Raw genomic sequence first — 19470 nt, 5'->3', positions numbered from 1 at the left:
CTCGTTATTCCGACCTCATTTTGTCATAAGCTTCGTTGTATTGCCCTGCTTCCTTAATATCCACAGATGTAATACCGCCTGCATCCCATGACGTGAGACGCAGCGTAACCGTTGTATAGTCAATCGTAATAAAAGGATGATGATTGAATGCTTCCGAGATCGCAGCGACCTCATCCACAAATGCAATCCCTTTCATGTAGTTGGAGAACACGAATTTACGTACAATCCACCGTCCCTCTTCCAGTTCCCAGCCTTCCAGCCTTCCCAGATGAGCTTCGACTTCCTCTTGCGAAAAAACCATGCGTTATCTTCCTCCCCATAGGATGGTACATTACAGACGTGCGTCCGTATAACCACCAACACCTTCGGCGCTATCGACAGCATCCTCAAAGGCCAGGCTCACCGCCATGCGGTTGGCCCATTTCACGACTAACATCTTACCACGGACAAGCTTCTAAATTCAATCAACTTAAAAGGGCATAGAACCACTAACCATAAGGCTTTGAGGAAAATTATAGTGCCATTTATACCCCTGAAAATGCATGTAAACACACTAAATTAAAGGTACAAATGTTAACTCTTCTTCCCCGATCAAAATATGAATGCGGTGCTGCTCCTTATCATGGATGACCACGCCACTTCCAACCGGAATCACAGACTCCTCGCCCAGCGCATAGAACAAATCCTCCGCCAACGCCTCATCCACTTCAAGTTGCTCCGGTGCAGCCAGTCTCTCCCACTCTTCCGCGTCCATTTCAAAGAAAACATACCGATCTGGTATGCGTCCAATTGCCGTTGTCAGATCTGTCAAAATTCCTTCATAATCCCGTCCATGCTTTACGCCCATTGGCTTTTCACTCCTATTCGGCCCCTAAGGAGCGGATTTGATCTTATTATACCTGAAAATAGCCCTTAAAAAAAAAGGCCTTCTGGTCGATAAATACATATATGACCGTTTTAACTGTTTTAGCAACCGTAAGGAATGCCTAACATTGAACGGATTGCGGCCAAAAATTCGTCCGGAAGCCCGAATACAGCCGCTTGAAAGGATTCAATTTTATCTCATGGATGAGGTGTATGATGAACATTTCAACGATTATTGGACTCGTTTTTGGACTGGTCTCCCTTGTACTCGGTATGTTCCTGAAGGGTGCGCCCTTAATCAACCTGGTTAACAATCCGGCAGCCTACGTTATTATCTTTGTTGGTACGGCAGGAACTATCTTTATCGCATTTCCAATGTCTGAAGTTAAGAAAATCCCTAAGCTTTTCGGGATTATTTTCAAAAATCAAGTACTTATTGATCGAGTGTCTCTGATCGGCACGTTTATGGATTGGGCTTCCACTACCCGTCGTGAAGGTTTGCTTGCACTGGAATCAAAAGTAGAAGAGATTGACGATCAGTTCCTTCGTGGCGGTATGCGTATGATTATCGACGGCAACGATCAGGAATTTGTAAGTGATGTACTGATGGAAGATATTCATGCTACAGAGGAGCGCCACCGCGGCGGTGCCTTGATCTTCGCTCAGGCGGGGATGTACGCGCCAACGCTCGGGGTTCTCGGGGCCGTTGTAGGTCTCATCGCAGCACTTGCCGATCTCAGTGACATGGAGAAACTCTCCCATGCGATTGCGGCAGCATTTATCGCAACACTCCTTGGTATATTTAGTGGTTACGTGTTATGGCACCCGATGTCTAACAAGCTGAAGCGGATGTCCAAGCAAGAAATGGAGATCAAGCTGATGATGGTTGAAGGATTGTTATCCATACAATCCGGTGTATCCACCATTGCCATCAACCAAAAGTTATCCGTATTCCTGACACCTTCCGAACGCAAACAACTGGAAGAGAAGGAGGGATCATCAGGTGAAAAAGGCTAAAAAGCACGAACCACATGAAGAACATATAGACGAGAGCTGGTTGCTTCCCTATTCTGACTTAATGACCTTGTTGCTTGCCCTGTTTATCACGTTGTTCTCCATGAGTTCACTCGATGCGGCCAAGTTCGAGCAGATGGCTTCCGCACTAAGCAGTGCATTGAATGGAGGCTCCGGTATTCTGGATCATACGTCCATGAATCCGGATACGCCAGGTGCCGATCTGGGCAAGAACAAACAGGAACCTACAGAAATCACCAAGAAAACACCAGCTCAAATTACGGATGCACAGATGGCTCAGAAAGAACAGGAAGATCTGGAGAAGCTCAAGAAACGGCTTGACCAGTATATCTCGAAGAACGGGCTTTCAGACCAGCTGAACACCAAGCTGAATCAGTCTGAATTGAAGATCACCATCAGTGATAACGCCCTGTTCTCCTCAGGCCGAGCAGATGTGAAGCCTGAATCACGGTCTCTGGCCAAAGCCATTTCAAGCATGCTGCAAGAGTTCCCTGAATACGAAGTGGTTGTATCCGGTCATACCGATAATATTCCCATTTCGAACAACCAATATAAGGATAACTGGGATCTGAGTGCAGATCGTGCGCTCAACTTCCTGAAAATCCTGTTGCTGAACACGCAATTGGACCCTTCCAAATTCACACCAAGTGGTTATGGAGAGTATCACCCGATTGCCAGCAATGACACCAATACCGGACGGGCACAGAATCGCCGTGTAGAGGTATCTATCATTCGGAAGTATCAAAGTAACAATACCAATGTAAAAGCCGTTGGCGAAGGAAACTAGAGGCCTGCTGCGATGCATTAACAAAAGACCGTTCTCCAGATACAAGGAGAACGGTCTTTTCGTGTATATATCTTTATGTTTGGTATATCTATACATTTATCTCTACATCGTTTAAATCAGCCAAAGTCGAATCGACTATTCCAGTGAATAATCCAACAGTCCGCCCAGCTCCGCTTTTTCAGCAGCGCTAAGCTCTCTCCAAGAACCTGTTGCCATTTCTCCAAGATGGATGTTCATGATCCGAATCCGCTTGAGCTTACGAACTTCGTAGCCAAAGGCACTACACATCCGCCGAATCTGACGGTTCTTTCCTTCGGTCAAGATAATACGGAATACACGATCCGTCATCCGGGTCACTGTACAAGGCAGTGTCATTTCACCCAAAATCTTAACTCCGGTACTCATCCCTCTAAGGAAACTCGGTGTTACCGTTCGATCAACAGTGACGATATACTCTTTCTCATGGCGCCCTTCTGCTCTAAGAATCCGGTTAACGATATCTCCGTCATTGGTCATCAGAATCAAACCTTCCGAGTCCTTATCTAGACGTCCAATTGGAAAGATACGTTCATCGTGTCCGACAAAATCAACAATATTCCCCTGAATATGCTGCTCGGTTGTACTTGTGATTCCAATCGGTTTATTCAGCGCAATGTATACATGTTTTCTCTTTTCATTGATCGGTTTTCCATTAATTCGTACATCGTCGCCTTCTTCTGCCTGACTGCCCAGTTCAGCCTTAACTCCATTAATGGTTACCAGCCCACGATCCACCAACTTGTCGGCTTCACGCCGGGAGCAATAACCTGTTTCACTAATAAATTTATTAATACGCAAAAGGTAATCTCACCTCATCTATTTCTCTTCATCTGTAATTGGTTCATCCGTTACAGTTACCTGATCTACCTCAATAACCTCCGGTTGTTGCTCGGATGCAGGCAGTTCAATGATAACCGTCGTCCCCTTGTTCATGACGCTTTTAATATCCATCATGCCCTTATGTGATTGAATAATTCGCTGACTGACCATCAGACCAAGCCCTGTCCCAGACTCCTTATTCGTAAAAAAAGGCTCCCCAAGCTTGGGCATCATCTCTTCCGGGATACCAATGCCTTCATCCCTGATCTCAATTCTGACGCGTTTCGACTGCTCGTCATGCTTGAGCTTGATATGAATGCTTCCTCCATTTGGCATGGCCTCCATACCGTTTTTCAGCAAATTGATGAATACCTGCTTCAACTGGTTCTCTTCACAGTGTACCATAGCCGAATCGGATGAGGCACGCAGTACAAATTCTACACCATGCAGATGCGCCTGACTATCCAGTAACGAGATGACATCGCCGAGAATAAAACGAATATCCCGATTCTGAAAATGAACCGCCTGCGGTTTGGCCAAGATCAGGAATTCACCAACAATAAGGTTGATGCGATCCAGCTCCGATAACATCAGATCCAGATGACGATGGTTCAGCTTGTTGCTCTCTTGCTGTAACTGTAGGAATCCGCGCAGCGTGGTCAGTGGATTACGTATCTCATGTGCCACACCTGCGGCAAGCTGCCCCACGGTCGTTAGCTTCTCAGAGCGTCTGAGCAGCTCTTCCATCCGATTACGGCTCGTAATATCCCTGGAGACACTAATGAGCGCGGTTATCTCTCCAGCTTCGTCTCGTACCGGAGCCGTACTGACACTGACTTCCACCCGAGTCCCATCTTTCTTCATCCAGGTGGTTTCATTGGACGTAATAGACATTCCCTCAACGAGTTGGGCATGCTGACGTTTCATTTCTTCTTCTGCCTCTGGCGGGATGATCTTCAGATTACGACCTTCCACCTCGCGACTTCGAAAGCCATATAATTGTTCAAATGCCCGGTTAACCCGCAGCACTTTCCCTTCAAGATCCGTAATATGAATGGCATCCGCTGTCTGATTGATAATGGACTCCAGATGCTCTTTTACCGCGCGATTTTCTTCATACATCTGTTTCAGACGACTCGTATAATGGCCCAGATTACGAATCATGGCATTAATCCGATTGGCCAGTTGGCCGAGTTCATCCTTCCTCCGTACTTTCAGACGGAAGTCAAAGTGTCCATCCGCTACATCATTCACTTTGCCCAGTATGGATTGGATCGGACGCGTAATATAACCTGCGAGCAGATAGCTACCAAAGATCACGATCTCCAGCAACACCAACGATATTGAGGCATGGCTCACCAGTTGCTCAGACACCATGGAGGATATTTGCTTATAGTCCATGACAATACTGATGACATATGAAGACTGATTAGGTGTGAAAATGGGAATAAAACTCTTCAGTACCTTCTGTTCGTGCGTTTCACTGACAAAAGATACATTCTGTCCTGTTCGAATGGCGCGCACCACAGCACGATGATCTTCATCTGTAGATCCATACTGGTACGTCCCGAACCGAATAGGTCTGTTATTCAACTTGCTAAAATTCGAATCTCTTCCGTCATCACCCATGTTCGGGCTGCCAAAAGTCAATGGATTGATGCCTGTAATCTCCAGAATGGAGGGATTGACCTCACGGATCTTATTCAAAATCTCATCCGGACTAGAGATTTTCACATAGTCATCAACTTCCGTATTATTATAGAAGGGATTGATTATGTAGTTTCTCTTTCCATCATGGTAGTAACCCCAGATATCAATATCCGAGGGACTGGATGTCGAATACTCGAAACCATCGGACCAGAAATGCTCTAGCTTCTGCCCTTGAGGAATGGTTACCTGTTGTTTTTCAAATAATTGTTTAAACGCCTGATACCAATAGGTCATGGATTTGGTGGATAGCCCGATCTCTCTTGGATCTGAAGAGCGGCTTACCACAATATCATCATCCGTCTGTTCCATCAACGAAATATGCGAGACGCCAACCTTTTGACTCAAGCGAACAAGTTCTTCATTTGTGATATTATTAATATCCGGGTCCAATTCTCCCGCTGCCATGACAGCAGCAAGCCACAGATTGTTTCCAATCTGCCTTTTTACATAATCCGAACTGTATTGATTCTGTTCGACAGCAATTGCAATCTGCTTTGCAGTGAGTACCATCTTGGTTTCACTGTCCTGCCTCAGATTCTCTTCTGTAGTATAATAACTCAGTGCGATATTCAACACTAAAATAACGAGCACTGAGCAGGACATAATCATGGATAATTTCGTTTTAATAGACAAGTTTTTTTGTTCACCTCTCGGCTTGTACCCTCTGGCGATATATGGCAAAACCTATCTCCATCATAACGCTTGTATGTCTTTTTGAAAAGGATAATTGACCTGTGTCCAAAAGTTACCGAATGACATAAAAGCTCGAAATTCGTTGTTTTTTGCATTTTCGAACTCTACAATGAAATTAATCACTATATTTGTCCACATACCCACAGGCTTGTGGATAGTTTGTTTATAACTATGTGAGCAACTCCATGGTTATCCACATTTCTATACACAACATGTTAACAACCCGAATACTTGTTCGCTGAATAAATGCTTTTTGGAAGGAGTTATATTGTAATGAATGACCATTCTCTCCAGCCCGACCTTTCTCCATTATCCGAGGAAGCCCAGCATGAGCATTGGATGCGAGAGGCCATTGCCGAGGCATACAAAGCCGAGGCCCTTGGGGAAGTGCCGATTGGAGCTGTAATTGTACAAAATAACCAAATTATTGGCCGAGGATACAATCTGCGTGAAACTACACTGGATTCTACCGCCCATGCAGAGATGGTGGCTATTCGTCAGGCCAGCGAGACCATCGGAGCTTGGCGTTTGTTGGATTGTTCTCTGTACGTCACACTGGAACCTTGTCCGATGTGTGCAGGCGCAATTGTACAATCTAGGGTCCCCCGCGTAATCTTTGGTACGGCTGATCCCAAGGCAGGCTGTGCAGGTACACTGATGAACCTGCTACAGGAGCCTCGATTTAACCATCGCACCGAGGTGATCCCGGATATCCTGCAGCCTGAATGCTCTACTATGCTAACTCAATTTTTCAGAAATCTGCGCCAAAAGTTAAAATAATCACCGACTACAAACATCCCAATTGGAAAGGAAGTGTGCTGTAATGGCTCTAACACTCTATGATACAGCCAATGGCATAAGCCTTCGGTTGCTCACACCCCAGGATACACAATCCTATCTGGACCTGATTCAGATTACACGAATCCCATACCAGTCTGTAGAGCCCGTGCGAGAAGATGATTTCTATACATTGGATGTTCAGACTCGTCGGATTGAGGATCGGGTCAAGGCAGCAGAAGAAGGTACAGGATATCAATTTGGAATCTACACCATTAAAGACAGCCTGTTGATCGGACAAGTAAGTCTTAACAATGTCGTATTAGGCGTTGCCAATTATGCTGATATGGGCTACTTTATCCATCCAGATTATCAGGGCGGCGGGCGAATGACAGCAGCGGTTAAACTGGCCGTAGCCTATGGCTTCCTTGCGCTGAAGTTAAATCGGGTTCAGGCTGCGGTATTGGCGTCTAACAAGGGTTCGCAGCGCGTATTGGAGAAGAACGGATTCCAGTTTGAAGGTACGGCTCGCAAATACCTCAAGATCAATGGCAAATATCAGGATCATCAGATCTATGCTGTACTTGCTGAGGACTTGGATGAACTTGCGGATTAATTAATTTAGAAGCTCCACCACAAAGCTGTCTGTATCCCCAATTCAAGATGATACAAATTCAATATTCAAAACCGCACAACCCTATTCATGTAGGAGAGAGTGCGGTTTTATTTGTATGTATTCCCAGCCAAAATTCAAAATCAAAGATCAATCATTCTGCGGATATCCCCTCTTACGCTGTCTAACATAAAAAAACCGCCTGTATCCAAGCGGAAGGAGATTATCCTTCACTTGAATCACAGACGGTTTGAACTCAGCGAGATTAGTATCCGTATGAAGCGCTCATCAGTTCTTCGAACTCTTGCATAGTAATTACGTCATCGCCAGTAGGGATGTTAATTTTGAATGCTGCTTTTTCGTTAATCTTGGTGTACGTATTGGAACCGGTAAATGCCAGTTTCACTTCGTCTTTCGTATCTTCTGGCTTGATCAGCACATCAGCGACCATCTTCTGATATACAGGGAAGTCGTTTTTGTCCAATGCGAAATCGATGTTGAATTGGTTAATTGTCAGAACATCTTTCAATTTATCCAAGTCTTTAGCCATTTCAGCCTGATCTGCTTCAGTGATTTTCAAATCTTCTTTAGCTTTGTCGATATCAGCCTGATCCATTTGAAGCATTTCACGATATTCCTCTTTGGAAAGAATATCCAATACTTTAGGCATAGCTTTTGTTACCAGTACAGTAACTGCTTCTTTAACATTGTCATTATTCACCGAGAATTGTACAACCTGCTTCGCATCTACACCTTCAGGAAGTTGTGCATCTTTGGTGTCTAGATTTTTGAAGAATTTAGCTTGATCGTATTCGCTCAGCACTGCGTCCATGACTTCGTTGCTCAGCTTTTGAGTTTTGGCTGCGTCCATAGCATCCGGGTTCCATTCTGTACCCTCTTGCTCAGCCAGCTCTTTCAGATCAAGTTCTAGGAATTTGCCAACAACGTTCTCCGGAATTGGGAAAAACGGAATATTCGGCACTTTCACATAGAGTTTCTCAGCTGTCATCACCATTGGAATGGTAAAGGTCATACCCATGTCGCCTTTAAGTTCAATGCCAAGAGTCATCTCTGTCTGCATTGGCTCACTTTGGTATACACCTGTTACATTCAACTGAGCATCCTTCAACATGCTCATAAACTGAGTCATGGTCGGATCCGTTTGAGATGCATCCCCAGGTTTATAGCTCAATTCATTAATAGTGAAGTTGGAACTCATTTCATACGAAGTTAATTTGGAAGCATTGGCCGCAGCCGTCTTCAATGCCTCTTTTGGTTCCTGCTTACTGCTACATGCTGTCAAGGCCATGGATACGGTCAACAGCAACGTAAGAAGAAGCGCCCCCATACGTTTAGTCATTTGTTTCTCTCCTCTCGTGATAACCCCAAAAAAAGTAATTCAATATCAATGATATACCATATCACCAGATACTGAAACCTAATTTGGGAAAAATGTGATCTTTCCTCTTTAAAATGGCTACAAAGACCTATGTGAGGTTTGGGAATAACCATGTGCCTGTCTTTATATATGTATGAATACGCAAAAGCCCCCTGTTAGGTAACAAGGGACTTTTGCGTAAATCTTCTTCTAAGTTAACCTTGAGGATTCAGATGATCCACATGATTTTGATTTTTCACTTTTTTGGAACCGGATAATGGTTCCTGCATGGAAGAACGTTTGGATGAATGATGATGCTGTTCGGCAGCTTGCGCTTCCGGTACAGGAATTGTTTTTGGTTTGCTCATAATGTTGCCCCCTCATCAATGTTAGGAATGGGATGGGTCCCTATCTTCCGTTTTATCATGATTTAGTGCATCTTGATGACGGCGATCATTGATATCTTGCTGAATTTGCTGAGCATGGTGACTGTTTACGGCTGGCTGCTCCAGATCATCGACTACATTTTGCAGGTTTTTGTCTACTCCCGCTTTGGCTTTAGTCAATTGAGTTCACTCCTTCAGATTTCAGGCTATTGTCTCGTCTGGGATTGTAACGACTGGGCGCATTCGTGAATATGCCGCGTATAATCGTGAGCCAGTTCCTGAATTGGCTCTGTACGCTCATCTGTCGTTCGTCCATCCCGTTCCACATCAATCAGTTGTACACTGACTTCACGGGAATCCACATACTCACACTTGAAATCAAAAGAGTACATCTCATGACCTGCTGTCGCAATGTGTATGCGGATGGCCTGTTGATCGGCTTCATCCGCCATTACTTGAGCCTGATCGCCAACATTCAAGACTTGAGGCAAACGCTCTTGCCAAGCCCCTACAAGCTCTGTCTGATCGATGTTTAACTCGCGATTCATCTTACCACCTCCACTCCTATAAAGTGCGGCGATGAAGATGTTTTTATACATATTTGAATTACTCAAAATATAACGTTGTACTGAGCAACGTATACACCGGTCATCAACCTGTATGCTCACTACGTTGAACAAACCCAAAACGCAAAAAAGGACCCGAGCGAGATCGCTCGAATCCTTGTTATAAGTGTAGTATGGCGGAGAGGGTGGGATTCGAACCCACGTGGAGTTGCCCCCTAACGGTTTTCAAGACCGCCCCGTTATGACCGCTTCGGTACCTCTCCAGGGAATTAACTTTTATAAACTTGCCACGAAAATTATCATACCACATCTCGACATCATAATGCAACCTTTTTATATTAAAATTGATAATCCGTATCAGACGTATGCCTCAGTGATACAAAACACTCCAATCCGCCATTCCTAAATGACGGATTGAATTTGTATTCCTTTTGATGAGGATGTTTAACTCTCGCTTAAGAGCGACGTGCAATCACACTTGCGCCGCCCATATAAGGACGCAATGCTTCAGGAATAACAACCGTACCATCTTCCTGTTGATAGTTCTCCAGGATAGCGGCTACCGTCCGTCCAACGGCCAATCCTGACCCGTTCAATGTATGCACAAATTCCGGTTTGGCTTTTGGTTCTCTGCGGAAACGGATATTGGCACGGCGTGCCTGGAAGTCCTCACAGTTAGAGCAGGAAGAAATCTCACGATAGGTGTTGCTCTCAGGTAACCATACTTCGATATCATACGTTTTAGCTGAAGTGAAGCCCATATCTGCGGTACATAATGTCAGAACGCGATACGGCAATCCCAATAATTGAAGCACACGCTCCGCATTTTGAGTCATCTGCTCCAACTCTTCATACGAAGTCTCCGGAGTAGAGAGCTTGAGCAGCTCTACTTTGTTAAACTGATGCTGACGAATCAAACCGCGTGTATCCCGTCCAGCCGAACCGGCTTCAGAACGGAAACAAGAGCTGTATGCCACAAAATGCTTAGGCAATTGATCTACATTCAGAATCTCTTCGCGATGATAGTTCGTTACCGGAACTTCAGCAGTAGGGATCAGATAATATTCGGTATCTTTCAACTTGAACAGATCTTCTTCGAACTTCGGCAGTTGACCTGTTCCAAACAAGCTATCCCGATTAACGATGTATGGAGGCAGAATCTCTTCATATCCATGTTGATCGCTGTGCAGATCCATCATAAAGTTAATCAATGCACGTTCCAGACGGGCACCCAACCCTTTATAAAAGGTAAAACGAGATCCTGTTACTTTGGCAGCAGCTTCAAAATCCAGGATATCGAGATCCTGAGCAATTTCCCAGTGGGCTTTTGGTGCAAAAGTAAATGACTTTGGCTCTTCCCAACGACGAATCTCAACATTGTCGTCTTCAGAAGCTCCAACAGGTACACTTTCGTTAGGAATGTTCGGAATTGCCATGGTGAGATCATTGATCTTCACTTCCAGTTCACGAACTTCTTCGTCCATGGCTTTGATTCGATCAGAGACTTCGCGCATCTCCACAATCAGATCATCAGCATTCTCGCGGTTCTTCTTCAGTCTAGCAACTTCCGCAGAGACCGTATTCCGACGGCTCTTCAGCGTCTCACTCTCTTGAAGCAATTCCCGACGTTTGGTATCCATATCGGTAAACCCAGCGATAAGATCCAGCGATTTGCCTCGTTTAGTCAATGCTTCTTCTACACGTGCATACTCATTCCGCAATATTTTCACATCAAGCACGATATACCCCTCCTAAATAACCCCACGAAGTGAAGCCTTATGTTAATTCAATTCTCAAAACTCTACTGTGTATACCTTACTATATACTTATCGGAATCTGTAACCACAAAACAACCTATGTCCCCGGTGTGACCCTGCGCTGCGATTCCCGCTATGAAGCAGATACAGGCAACATCAGGCATCCGTTCAGATGCAACTGCCAATCAGCGGCCTTACAAGGCTGCTGGGGAAGTGATCCGATGACCGGGAGATCATAGGTTGTACATCATACACTATTTAGGGTCTACCGCGTGTTTGTAGGACTTGGCCATGTCTACAAAATAAGCATGCAGACGATAGTCATCCGTTAACTCCGGATGATACGAGCAAGCCAGTAAATGTCCCTGACGAGCTGTAACAATCTCATCATTGTAAGTAGAGAGAACCTCTACCTGGTCTCCCACACTCTCAATCAAGGGAGCCCGGATAAACACAGCTCTCACCGTTTCCTCAATGCCTTTGACCGGCAAGTCTGTTTCGAAACTTTCTCTCTGCCGTCCAAATGCATTTCGGGATACAGTCATATCCATTAGCTCCAAATGAGCCTCTTCCTGTCCTGTGATGTGCTTAGCCATAACGATTAAACCAGCACAGGTACCAAATACCGGTTTGCCCTCGGCAGCAAAGGCTCGAATGGCATCCATAAACCCATACTTACGCATCAGTTTGCCAATCGTTGTACTTTCCCCGCCAGGAAGGATAAGACCATCCAGATCATCCAATTGCTGAACCTGTTTGATAGCCACACCTTCTGCTCCAGCGCGTTCAATACTCCGTATATGCTCTGTGACAGCCCCTTGAAGTGCTAATACGCCGATCTTCATTTGCACATTCCCCTTCTCATACCAGCCGCGATCTTGCATACGCTCGGAAGGTGCAAGTTTGGATATCTCTATGCCCTTCATCGGTGCTCCAAGATACTTGGACACTTCGGCCCGTAATATATATGTCGTTCATTGCCTAAGATAGAGCAGTTAACCCGCTCCACCAGGTAAAAAAACATTGGAGTTTTTTGCTTCATTATACGTGAATTCTAACTTGATATTTTACCGGAAAAATTGTAAATATACAATCCATCCAGTCGGAATAACTTGTATTTTCTCAATGATATGACCTTATATCATCAAATTCATGATCATACTCTTTTAGAGAAGTACGCTATAGGCTAAAACAGGTTTTTGATCCCGTCAAAGAGATCCACGAAGAAATCTTTAACAGCACGGAAGAACAGACGGAACCATCCGCCTTTATCGGCCTCTTCGGCTGTAATCAAGTTCACTGTTTTTTCCTGAGGCTCAATTCCATCTGCTTTATACGTGTACGTTACTGTACCAACCTTCGTACCTGCTTTGATTGGTGCTACCAGCTTGTCCGCCTCAGTTACGTTGGCTTTAAACGTCACATCCAGGTTCTGAGTACCTTTGGGTACAACGAAACTAACCGCATTATCTGTTACGACAGGAACGGTTGTTTCTTTACCTTTTTTCAAAGGTACAGCTTCCCAGCCCGTCACTTTGGTCTTGCCTGCGACAGCCTGCTTCACTTCAAAGTTGTTAAATCCAAAGTCCAACACCTTTTTAGTTTCTCTGAAACGTGCGGATTCCGAATCTGTGCCCATAACAACACTAATTAGACGCATACCGTTACGTTCCGCTGTACCTGTAAAATTATTACCTGCATTCGTGGTATGGCCTGTTTTCATTCCATCCAGACCTTCATAGGCATAGCTTTTGAAGTTGGTTATATTTTTATTCGCTTCCAGCATCCAGTTGTAATTAATAATTGGCGCTTTATCGTTTGGACGGAACTTATAAGATTGAATGGTTGTAAAATCTTTGTAGTCTGGGTGATCCATGATGATATATCTGCACAGAATTGCAGCATCCAGTGCGGACATGACTGTTTCTTTGTCTTCAGCTGGACGGAAGTCGGCAGGCATATCTGCTCGATCGAGACCGGAAGAGTTGATGAAGAACGTATCCTTCATACCCATACGCTTCGCTTCATCATTCATCATTTTCACGAAATCTTCTTCCGAACCTGCAACATGTTCAGCCAAAGCAACCGTAGCATCATTGGCAGAGCCAACAGCCATGGCAATATAGAGATCCTTAACTGTGTGCTGGTCACCTTCCGCGAGGAAAATACGCGATCCGACACTTTGTGCAGCATTCTTTTTAACAGTTACAATATCGTCCCAGCTGAGTTTGCCTTGTTTGACTTGTTCAGCGACAATGTACTCTGTCATCATTTTAGTCATACTGGCAGGTGGCATGGCTTTATCTGCATCGACATTGAGCAAAATTTGACCCGTTGATGCCTCCATAAGAACCGCTGACCTAACCTCAAGCCCAAGTGAGTCTACCCCAGGAACCTGTACCGCTTTCTCCGTCTTCGTTGTTGTTGCTGCTGCAGTCAGGACCTGCCCAGAGTCGTTCGCAGCAGCCATGACTGGCATTACTGCAGACATGCAAAGCATGTTAATTAGCATTACCGAGGCTACGCTCTTTTTGAGCATTTGGCGTTTCTTCTTATTCATGTGTTTGGCTTTCAATGATGAATACTCCCTTCGATCCAAAGCATTGTTAATTGCTTCAGTGCAGCTTATGCTGCGATTTTCTTGTTCCCTAACCTGCGTGTTTGATGTGTGAGATGTGTGCTATATGCGCTGTATCGAACGAGCAATATTATTGCTCCTAAAGTTCGTTATCGATTGTCACTTAGTCCGCATTTTGCGAATGCTTATGTAAAAGGACGTCCGCGCTTCTGTTTAGCTGGCAGCCTTTTCTTGCACTGCAATTTGCTTTTCAAAACCATATTCATAGATTCACGTCAAATAGCCGCCGCAACGCCTTAATCCATCCATGGATCGTCACCGCTTGTTCTATTCTATCACAGGGGTATCTGCAAAAAAAGACAGACCCGGTGAAAATCACCGAGCCTGTCCTGGAAATGATTAACTCTCTTCCGATTACAACGAGTAGTTAGGTGCTTCTTTTGTGATCTGTACATCATGCGGATGACTTTCGCGCAGTCCCGCACCTGTAATGCGAATAAAGCCAGTATCGTTCCGAAGTTGCTCCAGGTTGCTTGTACCGCAGTAACCCATACCGGAACGCAGACCACCAATCAGTTGGTGAATCGTATCGGACAATGGACCTTTGTAAGCGACACGACCCTCAATTCCTTCTGGAACCAGTTTCTTGTCGTCATCCTGGAAATAACGATCTTTACTACCTTGTTTCATTGCAGCCATTGATCCCATACCGCGATAAACTTTGTAGCTACGTCCTTGGAAAATCTCAGTTTCCCCCGGGCTTTCCGCTGTACCGGCAAACAAGCTTCCCAGCATAACCGCGTGTGCACCTGCAGCCAGTGCCTTCGTAATTTCACCGGAATACTTAATTCCGCCGTCCGCAATAATCGGAACTCCATATTCACGTGCCACTGTTGCACAATCGTAAACTGCAGTTACTTGAGGTACACCAATACCAGCGATTACACGTGTTGTACAAATCGAACCTGGACCAATACCCACTTTGACTACCGAAGCCCCTGCTTCGATCAGGTCACGAGTGGCTTCACCAGTAGCAACGTTACCTGCAACGATGGTCAGGCTAGGGAAACGTTCACGAAGCTGACGTACCGCTTCAATGATATTAATGTGGTGTCCGTGAGCCGAGTCTACCGTGATCAAGTCAACACCAGCTTGTACCAAAGCATCTGCACGTTCAAATGTATCTTTGGAAATACCAATCGCTGCACCAACTAACAAACGACCTTGAGCATCTTTGGCTGCATGAGGGAATTGAATGGCTTTCTCGATATCTTTAATAGTGATAAGACCTTTCAACGTGTTCGTCTCATCAACTAATGGAAGTTTCTCAATCTTGTGTTTCTGAAGGATACCTTCAGCTTCTTGCAGTGTAGTACCTACAGGAGCGGTAACCAGATTCTCACGAGTCATGACTTCGCTAATTTTGATGCCGTAATCATGGATAAAACGCAAATCACGGTTGGTCAAAATACCAACCAGCTTCTGATCTCCTTCAATAATAGGCACGCCGGAGATCCGATATTTTGCCATAACTTCTTCTGCATCAGATACCAGATGGTCTGCTGTGAGTGAGAATGGATTCGTAATTACACCACTCTCTGAACGTTTAACCCGATCTACTTCTTCAGCCTGTTGTTCAACAGACATATTTTTATGAATGATACCGATACCGCCTTCGCGTGCAATGGCAATAGCCAATGTCGCTTCAGTTACCGTATCCATTCCTGCACTAATCAAAGGAATATTTAACTTCACAGTGTCGCTTAAACGAACAGATACATCTACTTCTTTAGGCAGTGTCTCGGATTTCCGTGGCACTAGCAATACATCATCAAAGGTGAGGCCTTCCTTACCAAATTTATCTTCCCACACGCAAGTGTTCCTCCTTATGGTTGCTCAGCTTTACGGTCCAAAACCCGAAGATTCCAGGCTGTATTTTACGCCGAAAATACGTTTTCTGAAAAATTTATTATTGCCATCTTAGCAAAGCGATATTTAGACTGTCAAGGAAAAGTACTTGGTTATATTAGGTGTGTTGCCTGATGAATACAACTGTTTTTCTCAAGCGGACAAGTTGAATCAATATAACATATAAACGTCTGCTCAAATCAACCAACATTTATTTCTATCGAACCATTTAGGATACAAAGTTTCCGTTTTCAGGCTTTTTTTATACCTCACTATTCATTTATATACAAATAAAAACCACCACCGAATAACATCGGCAGTGGTTCTTTGCTTGGCGGCATCCTACTCTCCCAGGACCCTGCGGTCCAAGTACCATCGGCGCTAGAGGGCTTAACGGTCGTGTTCGGGATGGGTACGTGTGGAACCCCTCCGCCATCGCCACCAAACGCATAGCTCAGCTTACATTTCAGAGTTGTTGTTCTCTGAAAACTAGATTCGAAACGAAAGATGCGAATTATCACTTGCAATTGGATAAGCCCTCGACCGATTAGTACTGGTCAGCTCCATGCATTGCTGCACTTCCACCCCCAGCCTATCTACCTCGTCGTCTTCAAGGGGTCTTACATACTGGGAAATCTCATCTTGAGGGGGGCTTCACGCTTAGATGCTTTCAGCGTTTATCCCGTCCGTACATAGCTACCCAGCGGTGCTCCTGGCGGAACAACTGGTACACCAGCGGTACGTCCATCCCGGTCCTCTCGTACTAAGGACAGCTCCTCTCAAATTTCCTACGCCCACGACAGATAGGGACCGAACTGTCTCACGACGTTCTGAACCCAGCTCGCGTACCGCTTTAATGGGCGAACAGCCCAACCCTTGGGACCTACTTCAGCCCCAGGATGCGATGAGCCGACATCGAGGTGCCAAACCTCCCCGTCGATGTGGACTCTTGGGGGAGATAAGCCTGTTATCCCCAGGGTAGCTTTTATCCGTTGAGCGATGGCCCTTCCATGCGGTACCACCGGATCACTAAGCCCGACTTTCGTCCCTGCTCGACTTGTAGGTCTCGCAGTCAAGCTCCCTTATGCCTTTGCACTCTTCGAATGATTTCCAACCATTCTGAGGGAACCTTTGGGCGCCTCCGTTACTCTTTAGGAGGCGACCGCCCCAGTCAAACTGCCCACCTGACACTGTCCCCGCACCGGATTACGGTACCAGGTTAGAACCTAGATACGATCAGGGTGGTATCCCAACGTTGCCTCCACAGAAGCTTGCGCTCCTGCTTCAAAGGCTCCCACCTATCCTGTACAGATCGTACCCAAATTCAATATCAAGCTGCAGTAAAGCTCCATGGGGTCTTTCCGTCTTGTCGCGGGTAACCTGCATCTTCACAGGTATTAAAATTTCACCGGATCTCTCGTTGAGACAGCGCCCAAGTCGTTACGCCATTCGTGCGGGTCAGAATTTACCTGACAAGGAATTTCGCTACCTTAGGACCGTTATAGTTACGGCCGCCGTTTACTGGGGCTTCGGTTCACAGCTTCGGATTGCTCCTAACCACTCCCCTTAACCTTCCAGCACCGGGCAGGCGTCAGCCCGTATACTTCGCCTTACGGCTTCGCACAGACCTGTGTTTTTGCTAAACAGTCGCTTGGGCCTTTTCACTGCGGCCCCCTCGTGCTATTCACACTACCGGGGCACCCCTTCTCCCGAAGTTACGGGGTCATTTTGCCGAGTTCCTTAACGAGAGTTCTTCCGCGCGCCTTAGAATACTCTTCTCGCCTACCTGTGTCGGTTTGCGGTACGGGCACCTTCACCTGGCTAGAGGCTTTTCTTGGCAGTGTGAGATCATGACCTTCGCTACTACAATTTTCGCTCCCCATCACAGCTCAGCCTTACAATGTGCGGATTTGCCTACACATCAGCCTTACTGCTTAGACGGACATCCATCAGTCCGCGTCACTACCCTACTGCGTCCCCCCATTGCTCATAACGGCTTACGGTGGTACAGGAATTTCGACCTGTTGTCCTTCGACTACGCCTTTCGGCCTCGCCTTAGGTCCCGACTTACCCTGAGCGGACGAGCCTTCCTCAGGAACCCTTAGGCTTTCGGCGGATCAGATTCTCACTGATCTTTTCGTTACTCATACCGGCATTCTCACTTGTATAATGTCCAGCGCTCCTTACGGTACACCTTCAACCCTTATACAACGCTCCCCTACCCCTGATGCAAAGCATCAAGCCATAGCTTCGGTGGTGTGTTTAGCCCCGTTACATTTTCGGCGCAGAGTCACTCGACCAGTGAGCTATTACGCACTCTTTCAATGGTGGCTGCTTCTAAGCCAACATCCTGGTTGTCTGTGCAACTCCACATCCTTTCCCACTTAACACACACTTGGGGACCTTAGCTGATGGTCTGGGCTGTTTCCCTTTTGACAATGGATCTTAGCACTCACTGTCTGACTCCCGGAAGTAAGTCTATGGCATTCGGAGTTTGACTGAGCTTGGTAACCCTTGCGGGCCCCGCACCCAATCAGTGCTCTACCTCCACGACTCTGTTTTCCGAGGCTAGCCCTAAAGCTATTTCGGGGAGAACCAGCTATCTCCGAGTTCGATTGGAATTTCTCCGCTACCCCCACCTCATCCCCGCACTTTTCAACGTGCGTGGGTTCGGGCCTCCAGTGCGTGTTACCGCACCTTCACCCTGGACAGGGGTAGATCACCCGGTTTCGGGTCTACGTCCACGTACTACATCGCCCTATTCAGACTCGCTTTCGCTGCGGCTCCGGCTCTTCACCTTAACCTTGCACGGGAACGTAACTCGCCGGTTCATTCTACAAAAGGCACGCCATCACCCCTAAAACGGGCTCTGACTTTTTGTAAGCACACGGTTTCAGGTTCTATTTCACTCCCCTTCCGGGGTGCTTTTCACCTTTCCCTCACGGTACTGCTTCACTATCGGTCGCTAGGAAGTATTTAGCCTTGGCAGATGGTCCTGCCGGATTCATACGGGGTTTCACGTGCCCCGCACTACTCGGGATCCGTCTCGGAGGGAACAGACTTTCAACTACAGGGCTTTTACCTTCTTTGGCGGGCCTTTCCAGACCTCTTCGCTTAACCGGTTCCTTTGTAACTCCATGTGAGACGTCCCACAACCCCAAAGAGCAAGCTCTCTGGTTTGGGCTTCTCCGCGTTCGCTCGCCGCTACTGACGGAATCACTATTGTTTTCTCTTCCTCAGGGTACTTAGATGTTTCAGTTCCCCTGGTATGCCTCTACATAACCTATGTATTCAGTTATGAGTAACTGGAAATTACCCCAGCTGGGTTTCCCCATTCGGACACCCCCGGATCAAAGCTTGCTTACAGCTCCCCGAGGCAGTTTCGTTGTTCGCCACGTCCTTCATCGGCTCCTAGCGCCTAGGCATCCTCCGTGTGCTCTTAGTAGCTTAACCAAATTGCTCCGGTTTCGATCGCTCGCTTCCCTTGTTTTGGACTACGTCCAAAGCCAAAAGTCGCTCCCACTCGATACCATCGCAAAAGCAATTATCTACCTTATAAA

At 46.1% G+C, this 19470-nt stretch carries 16 protein-coding genes, 1 tRNA gene and 2 rRNA genes; 4 read left to right on the top strand and 15 right to left on the bottom strand.

The features are described 5' to 3' along the window. Positions 1-4 precede the first annotated feature (4 nt). Complete coding sequence (locus NKT06_RS00515; RefSeq protein WP_062838136.1) at positions 5-301, bottom strand: 4a-hydroxytetrahydrobiopterin dehydratase; 297 nt, start codon at positions 299-301, stop codon at positions 5-7. 252 nt (positions 302-553) lie between these two features. Then, on the bottom strand, positions 554-847 hold the full coding sequence (locus NKT06_RS00510) for a hypothetical protein (RefSeq protein WP_253428962.1): 294 nt from the start codon (positions 845-847) through the stop codon (positions 554-556). A gap of 233 nt (positions 848-1080) precedes the next feature. Here NKT06_RS00510 and motA point away from each other — a divergent pair, with 233 nt between their 5' ends. Next, complete coding sequence (gene motA / locus NKT06_RS00505; RefSeq protein WP_017691317.1) at positions 1081-1881, top strand: flagellar motor stator protein MotA; 801 nt, start codon at positions 1081-1083, stop codon at positions 1879-1881. After that, on the top strand, positions 1868-2686 hold the full coding sequence (motB, locus tag NKT06_RS00500) for a flagellar motor protein MotB (RefSeq protein ID WP_253428960.1): 819 nt from the start codon (positions 1868-1870) through the stop codon (positions 2684-2686). The genes motA and motB overlap by 14 nt, the downstream gene beginning before the upstream one ends. A 135-nt stretch (positions 2687-2821) precedes the next feature. Here the strand turns inward: motB and NKT06_RS00495 are convergent, their stop codons facing one another. Next, positions 2822-3523, bottom strand: a complete 702-nt coding sequence (locus tag NKT06_RS00495) for a pseudouridine synthase (protein ID WP_253428958.1) — start codon at positions 3521-3523, stop codon at positions 2822-2824. Between the two features lie 18 nt (positions 3524-3541). After that, complete coding sequence (locus tag NKT06_RS00490) at positions 3542-5887, bottom strand: ATP-binding protein (protein ID WP_253428957.1); 2346 nt, start codon at positions 5885-5887, stop codon at positions 3542-3544. A gap of 333 nt (positions 5888-6220) precedes the next feature. Here NKT06_RS00490 and tadA point away from each other — a divergent pair, with 333 nt between their 5' ends. Further along, positions 6221-6727, top strand: a complete 507-nt coding sequence (gene tadA / locus NKT06_RS00485) for a tRNA adenosine(34) deaminase TadA (RefSeq protein ID WP_253428955.1) — start codon at positions 6221-6223, stop codon at positions 6725-6727. Between the two features lie 43 nt (positions 6728-6770). Continuing rightward, positions 6771-7340, top strand: coding sequence for a GNAT family N-acetyltransferase (locus NKT06_RS00480; protein ID WP_253428953.1), 570 nt, complete (start codon positions 6771-6773; stop codon positions 7338-7340). A gap of 262 nt (positions 7341-7602) precedes the next feature. On the opposite strand, the gene NKT06_RS00475 is transcribed toward NKT06_RS00480, so the two are convergent. The 11 genes from NKT06_RS00475 to NKT06_RS00420 form a co-directional block, all read right to left on the bottom strand. Further along, positions 7603-8697 (bottom strand): hypothetical protein, encoded by a 1095-nt coding sequence (locus NKT06_RS00475; protein ID WP_253428951.1) that lies wholly within the window; start codon positions 8695-8697, stop codon positions 7603-7605. 233 nt (positions 8698-8930) lie between these two features. Then, positions 8931-9083 carry a small acid-soluble spore protein P gene (locus NKT06_RS00470; protein WP_253428949.1) on the bottom strand — a complete coding sequence of 51 codons (153 nt, stop codon included), beginning with the start codon at positions 9081-9083 and terminating at the stop codon, positions 8931-8933. Positions 9084-9104: 21 nt separating this feature from the next. Next, positions 9105-9281: a hypothetical protein gene (locus tag NKT06_RS00465; protein WP_017691325.1), complete on the bottom strand. Its 177-nt coding sequence runs from the start codon at positions 9279-9281 to the stop codon at positions 9105-9107. A 26-nt stretch (positions 9282-9307) separates the two neighbouring features. Then, on the bottom strand, positions 9308-9649 hold the full coding sequence (locus NKT06_RS00460) for a hypothetical protein (protein ID WP_253428947.1): 342 nt from the start codon (positions 9647-9649) through the stop codon (positions 9308-9310). A gap of 192 nt (positions 9650-9841) precedes the next feature. Continuing rightward, positions 9842-9930: transfer RNA gene (locus NKT06_RS00455), tRNA-Ser, on the bottom strand. 192 nt (positions 9931-10122) lie between these two features. Further along, on the bottom strand, positions 10123-11406 hold the full coding sequence (gene serS / locus NKT06_RS00450; RefSeq protein ID WP_253428945.1) for a serine--tRNA ligase: 1284 nt from the start codon (positions 11404-11406) through the stop codon (positions 10123-10125). A 272-nt stretch (positions 11407-11678) separates the two neighbouring features. Continuing rightward, on the bottom strand, positions 11679-12269 hold the full coding sequence (pdxT, locus tag NKT06_RS00445; RefSeq protein WP_253442309.1) for a pyridoxal 5'-phosphate synthase glutaminase subunit PdxT: 591 nt from the start codon (positions 12267-12269) through the stop codon (positions 11679-11681). A gap of 341 nt (positions 12270-12610) precedes the next feature. Then, on the bottom strand, positions 12611-13999 hold the full coding sequence (locus tag NKT06_RS00435) for a D-alanyl-D-alanine carboxypeptidase family protein (RefSeq protein ID WP_253428943.1): 1389 nt from the start codon (positions 13997-13999) through the stop codon (positions 12611-12613). Positions 14000-14416: 417 nt separating this feature from the next. Beyond that, a complete protein-coding gene (gene guaB / locus NKT06_RS00430; protein WP_253428941.1) occupies positions 14417-15874 on the bottom strand; it encodes an IMP dehydrogenase in 1458 nt (485 codons plus the stop codon). Positions 15875-16239: 365 nt separating this feature from the next. Next, positions 16240-16356, bottom strand: a 5S ribosomal RNA gene (rrf, locus tag NKT06_RS00425). A gap of 81 nt (positions 16357-16437) precedes the next feature. After that, positions 16438-19363: ribosomal RNA gene (locus tag NKT06_RS00420) — 23S ribosomal RNA — on the bottom strand. Between the last annotated feature and the right edge of the window lie 107 nt (positions 19364-19470).

Origin of the sequence: Paenibacillus sp. 1781tsa1, from assembly GCF_024159265.1 — a bacterium.
Lineage (GTDB): Bacteria > Bacillota > Bacilli > Paenibacillales > Paenibacillaceae > Paenibacillus.
The sequence above is the reverse complement of the archived record's forward strand: the minus strand, read 5'-3'. Positions and strand labels throughout refer to the sequence as shown.

Coding starts and splice junctions, on each gene's coding strand:
- NKT06_RS00510 (WP_253428962.1), bottom strand. CDS start 847: ATGGGCGTAAAGCATGGACGGGATTATGAAGGAATTTTGACAGATCTG.
- NKT06_RS00480 (WP_253428953.1), top strand. CDS start 6,771: ATGGCTCTAACACTCTATGATACAGCCAATGGCATAAGCCTTCGGTTG.
- NKT06_RS00515 (WP_062838136.1), bottom strand. CDS start 301: ATGGTTTTTTCGCAAGAGGAAGTCGAAGCTCATCTGGGAAGGCTGGAA.
- NKT06_RS00475 (WP_253428951.1), bottom strand. CDS start 8,697: ATGACTAAACGTATGGGGGCGCTTCTTCTTACGTTGCTGTTGACCGTA.
- motA (WP_017691317.1), top strand. CDS start 1,081: ATGAACATTTCAACGATTATTGGACTCGTTTTTGGACTGGTCTCCCTT.
- NKT06_RS00460 (WP_253428947.1), bottom strand. CDS start 9,649: ATGAATCGCGAGTTAAACATCGATCAGACAGAGCTTGTAGGGGCTTGG.
- pdxT (WP_253442309.1), bottom strand. CDS start 12,269: ATGAAGATCGGCGTATTAGCACTTCAAGGGGCTGTCACAGAGCATATA.
- tadA (WP_253428955.1), top strand. CDS start 6,221: ATGAATGACCATTCTCTCCAGCCCGACCTTTCTCCATTATCCGAGGAA.
- NKT06_RS00470 (WP_253428949.1), bottom strand. CDS start 9,083: ATGAGCAAACCAAAAACAATTCCTGTACCGGAAGCGCAAGCTGCCGAA.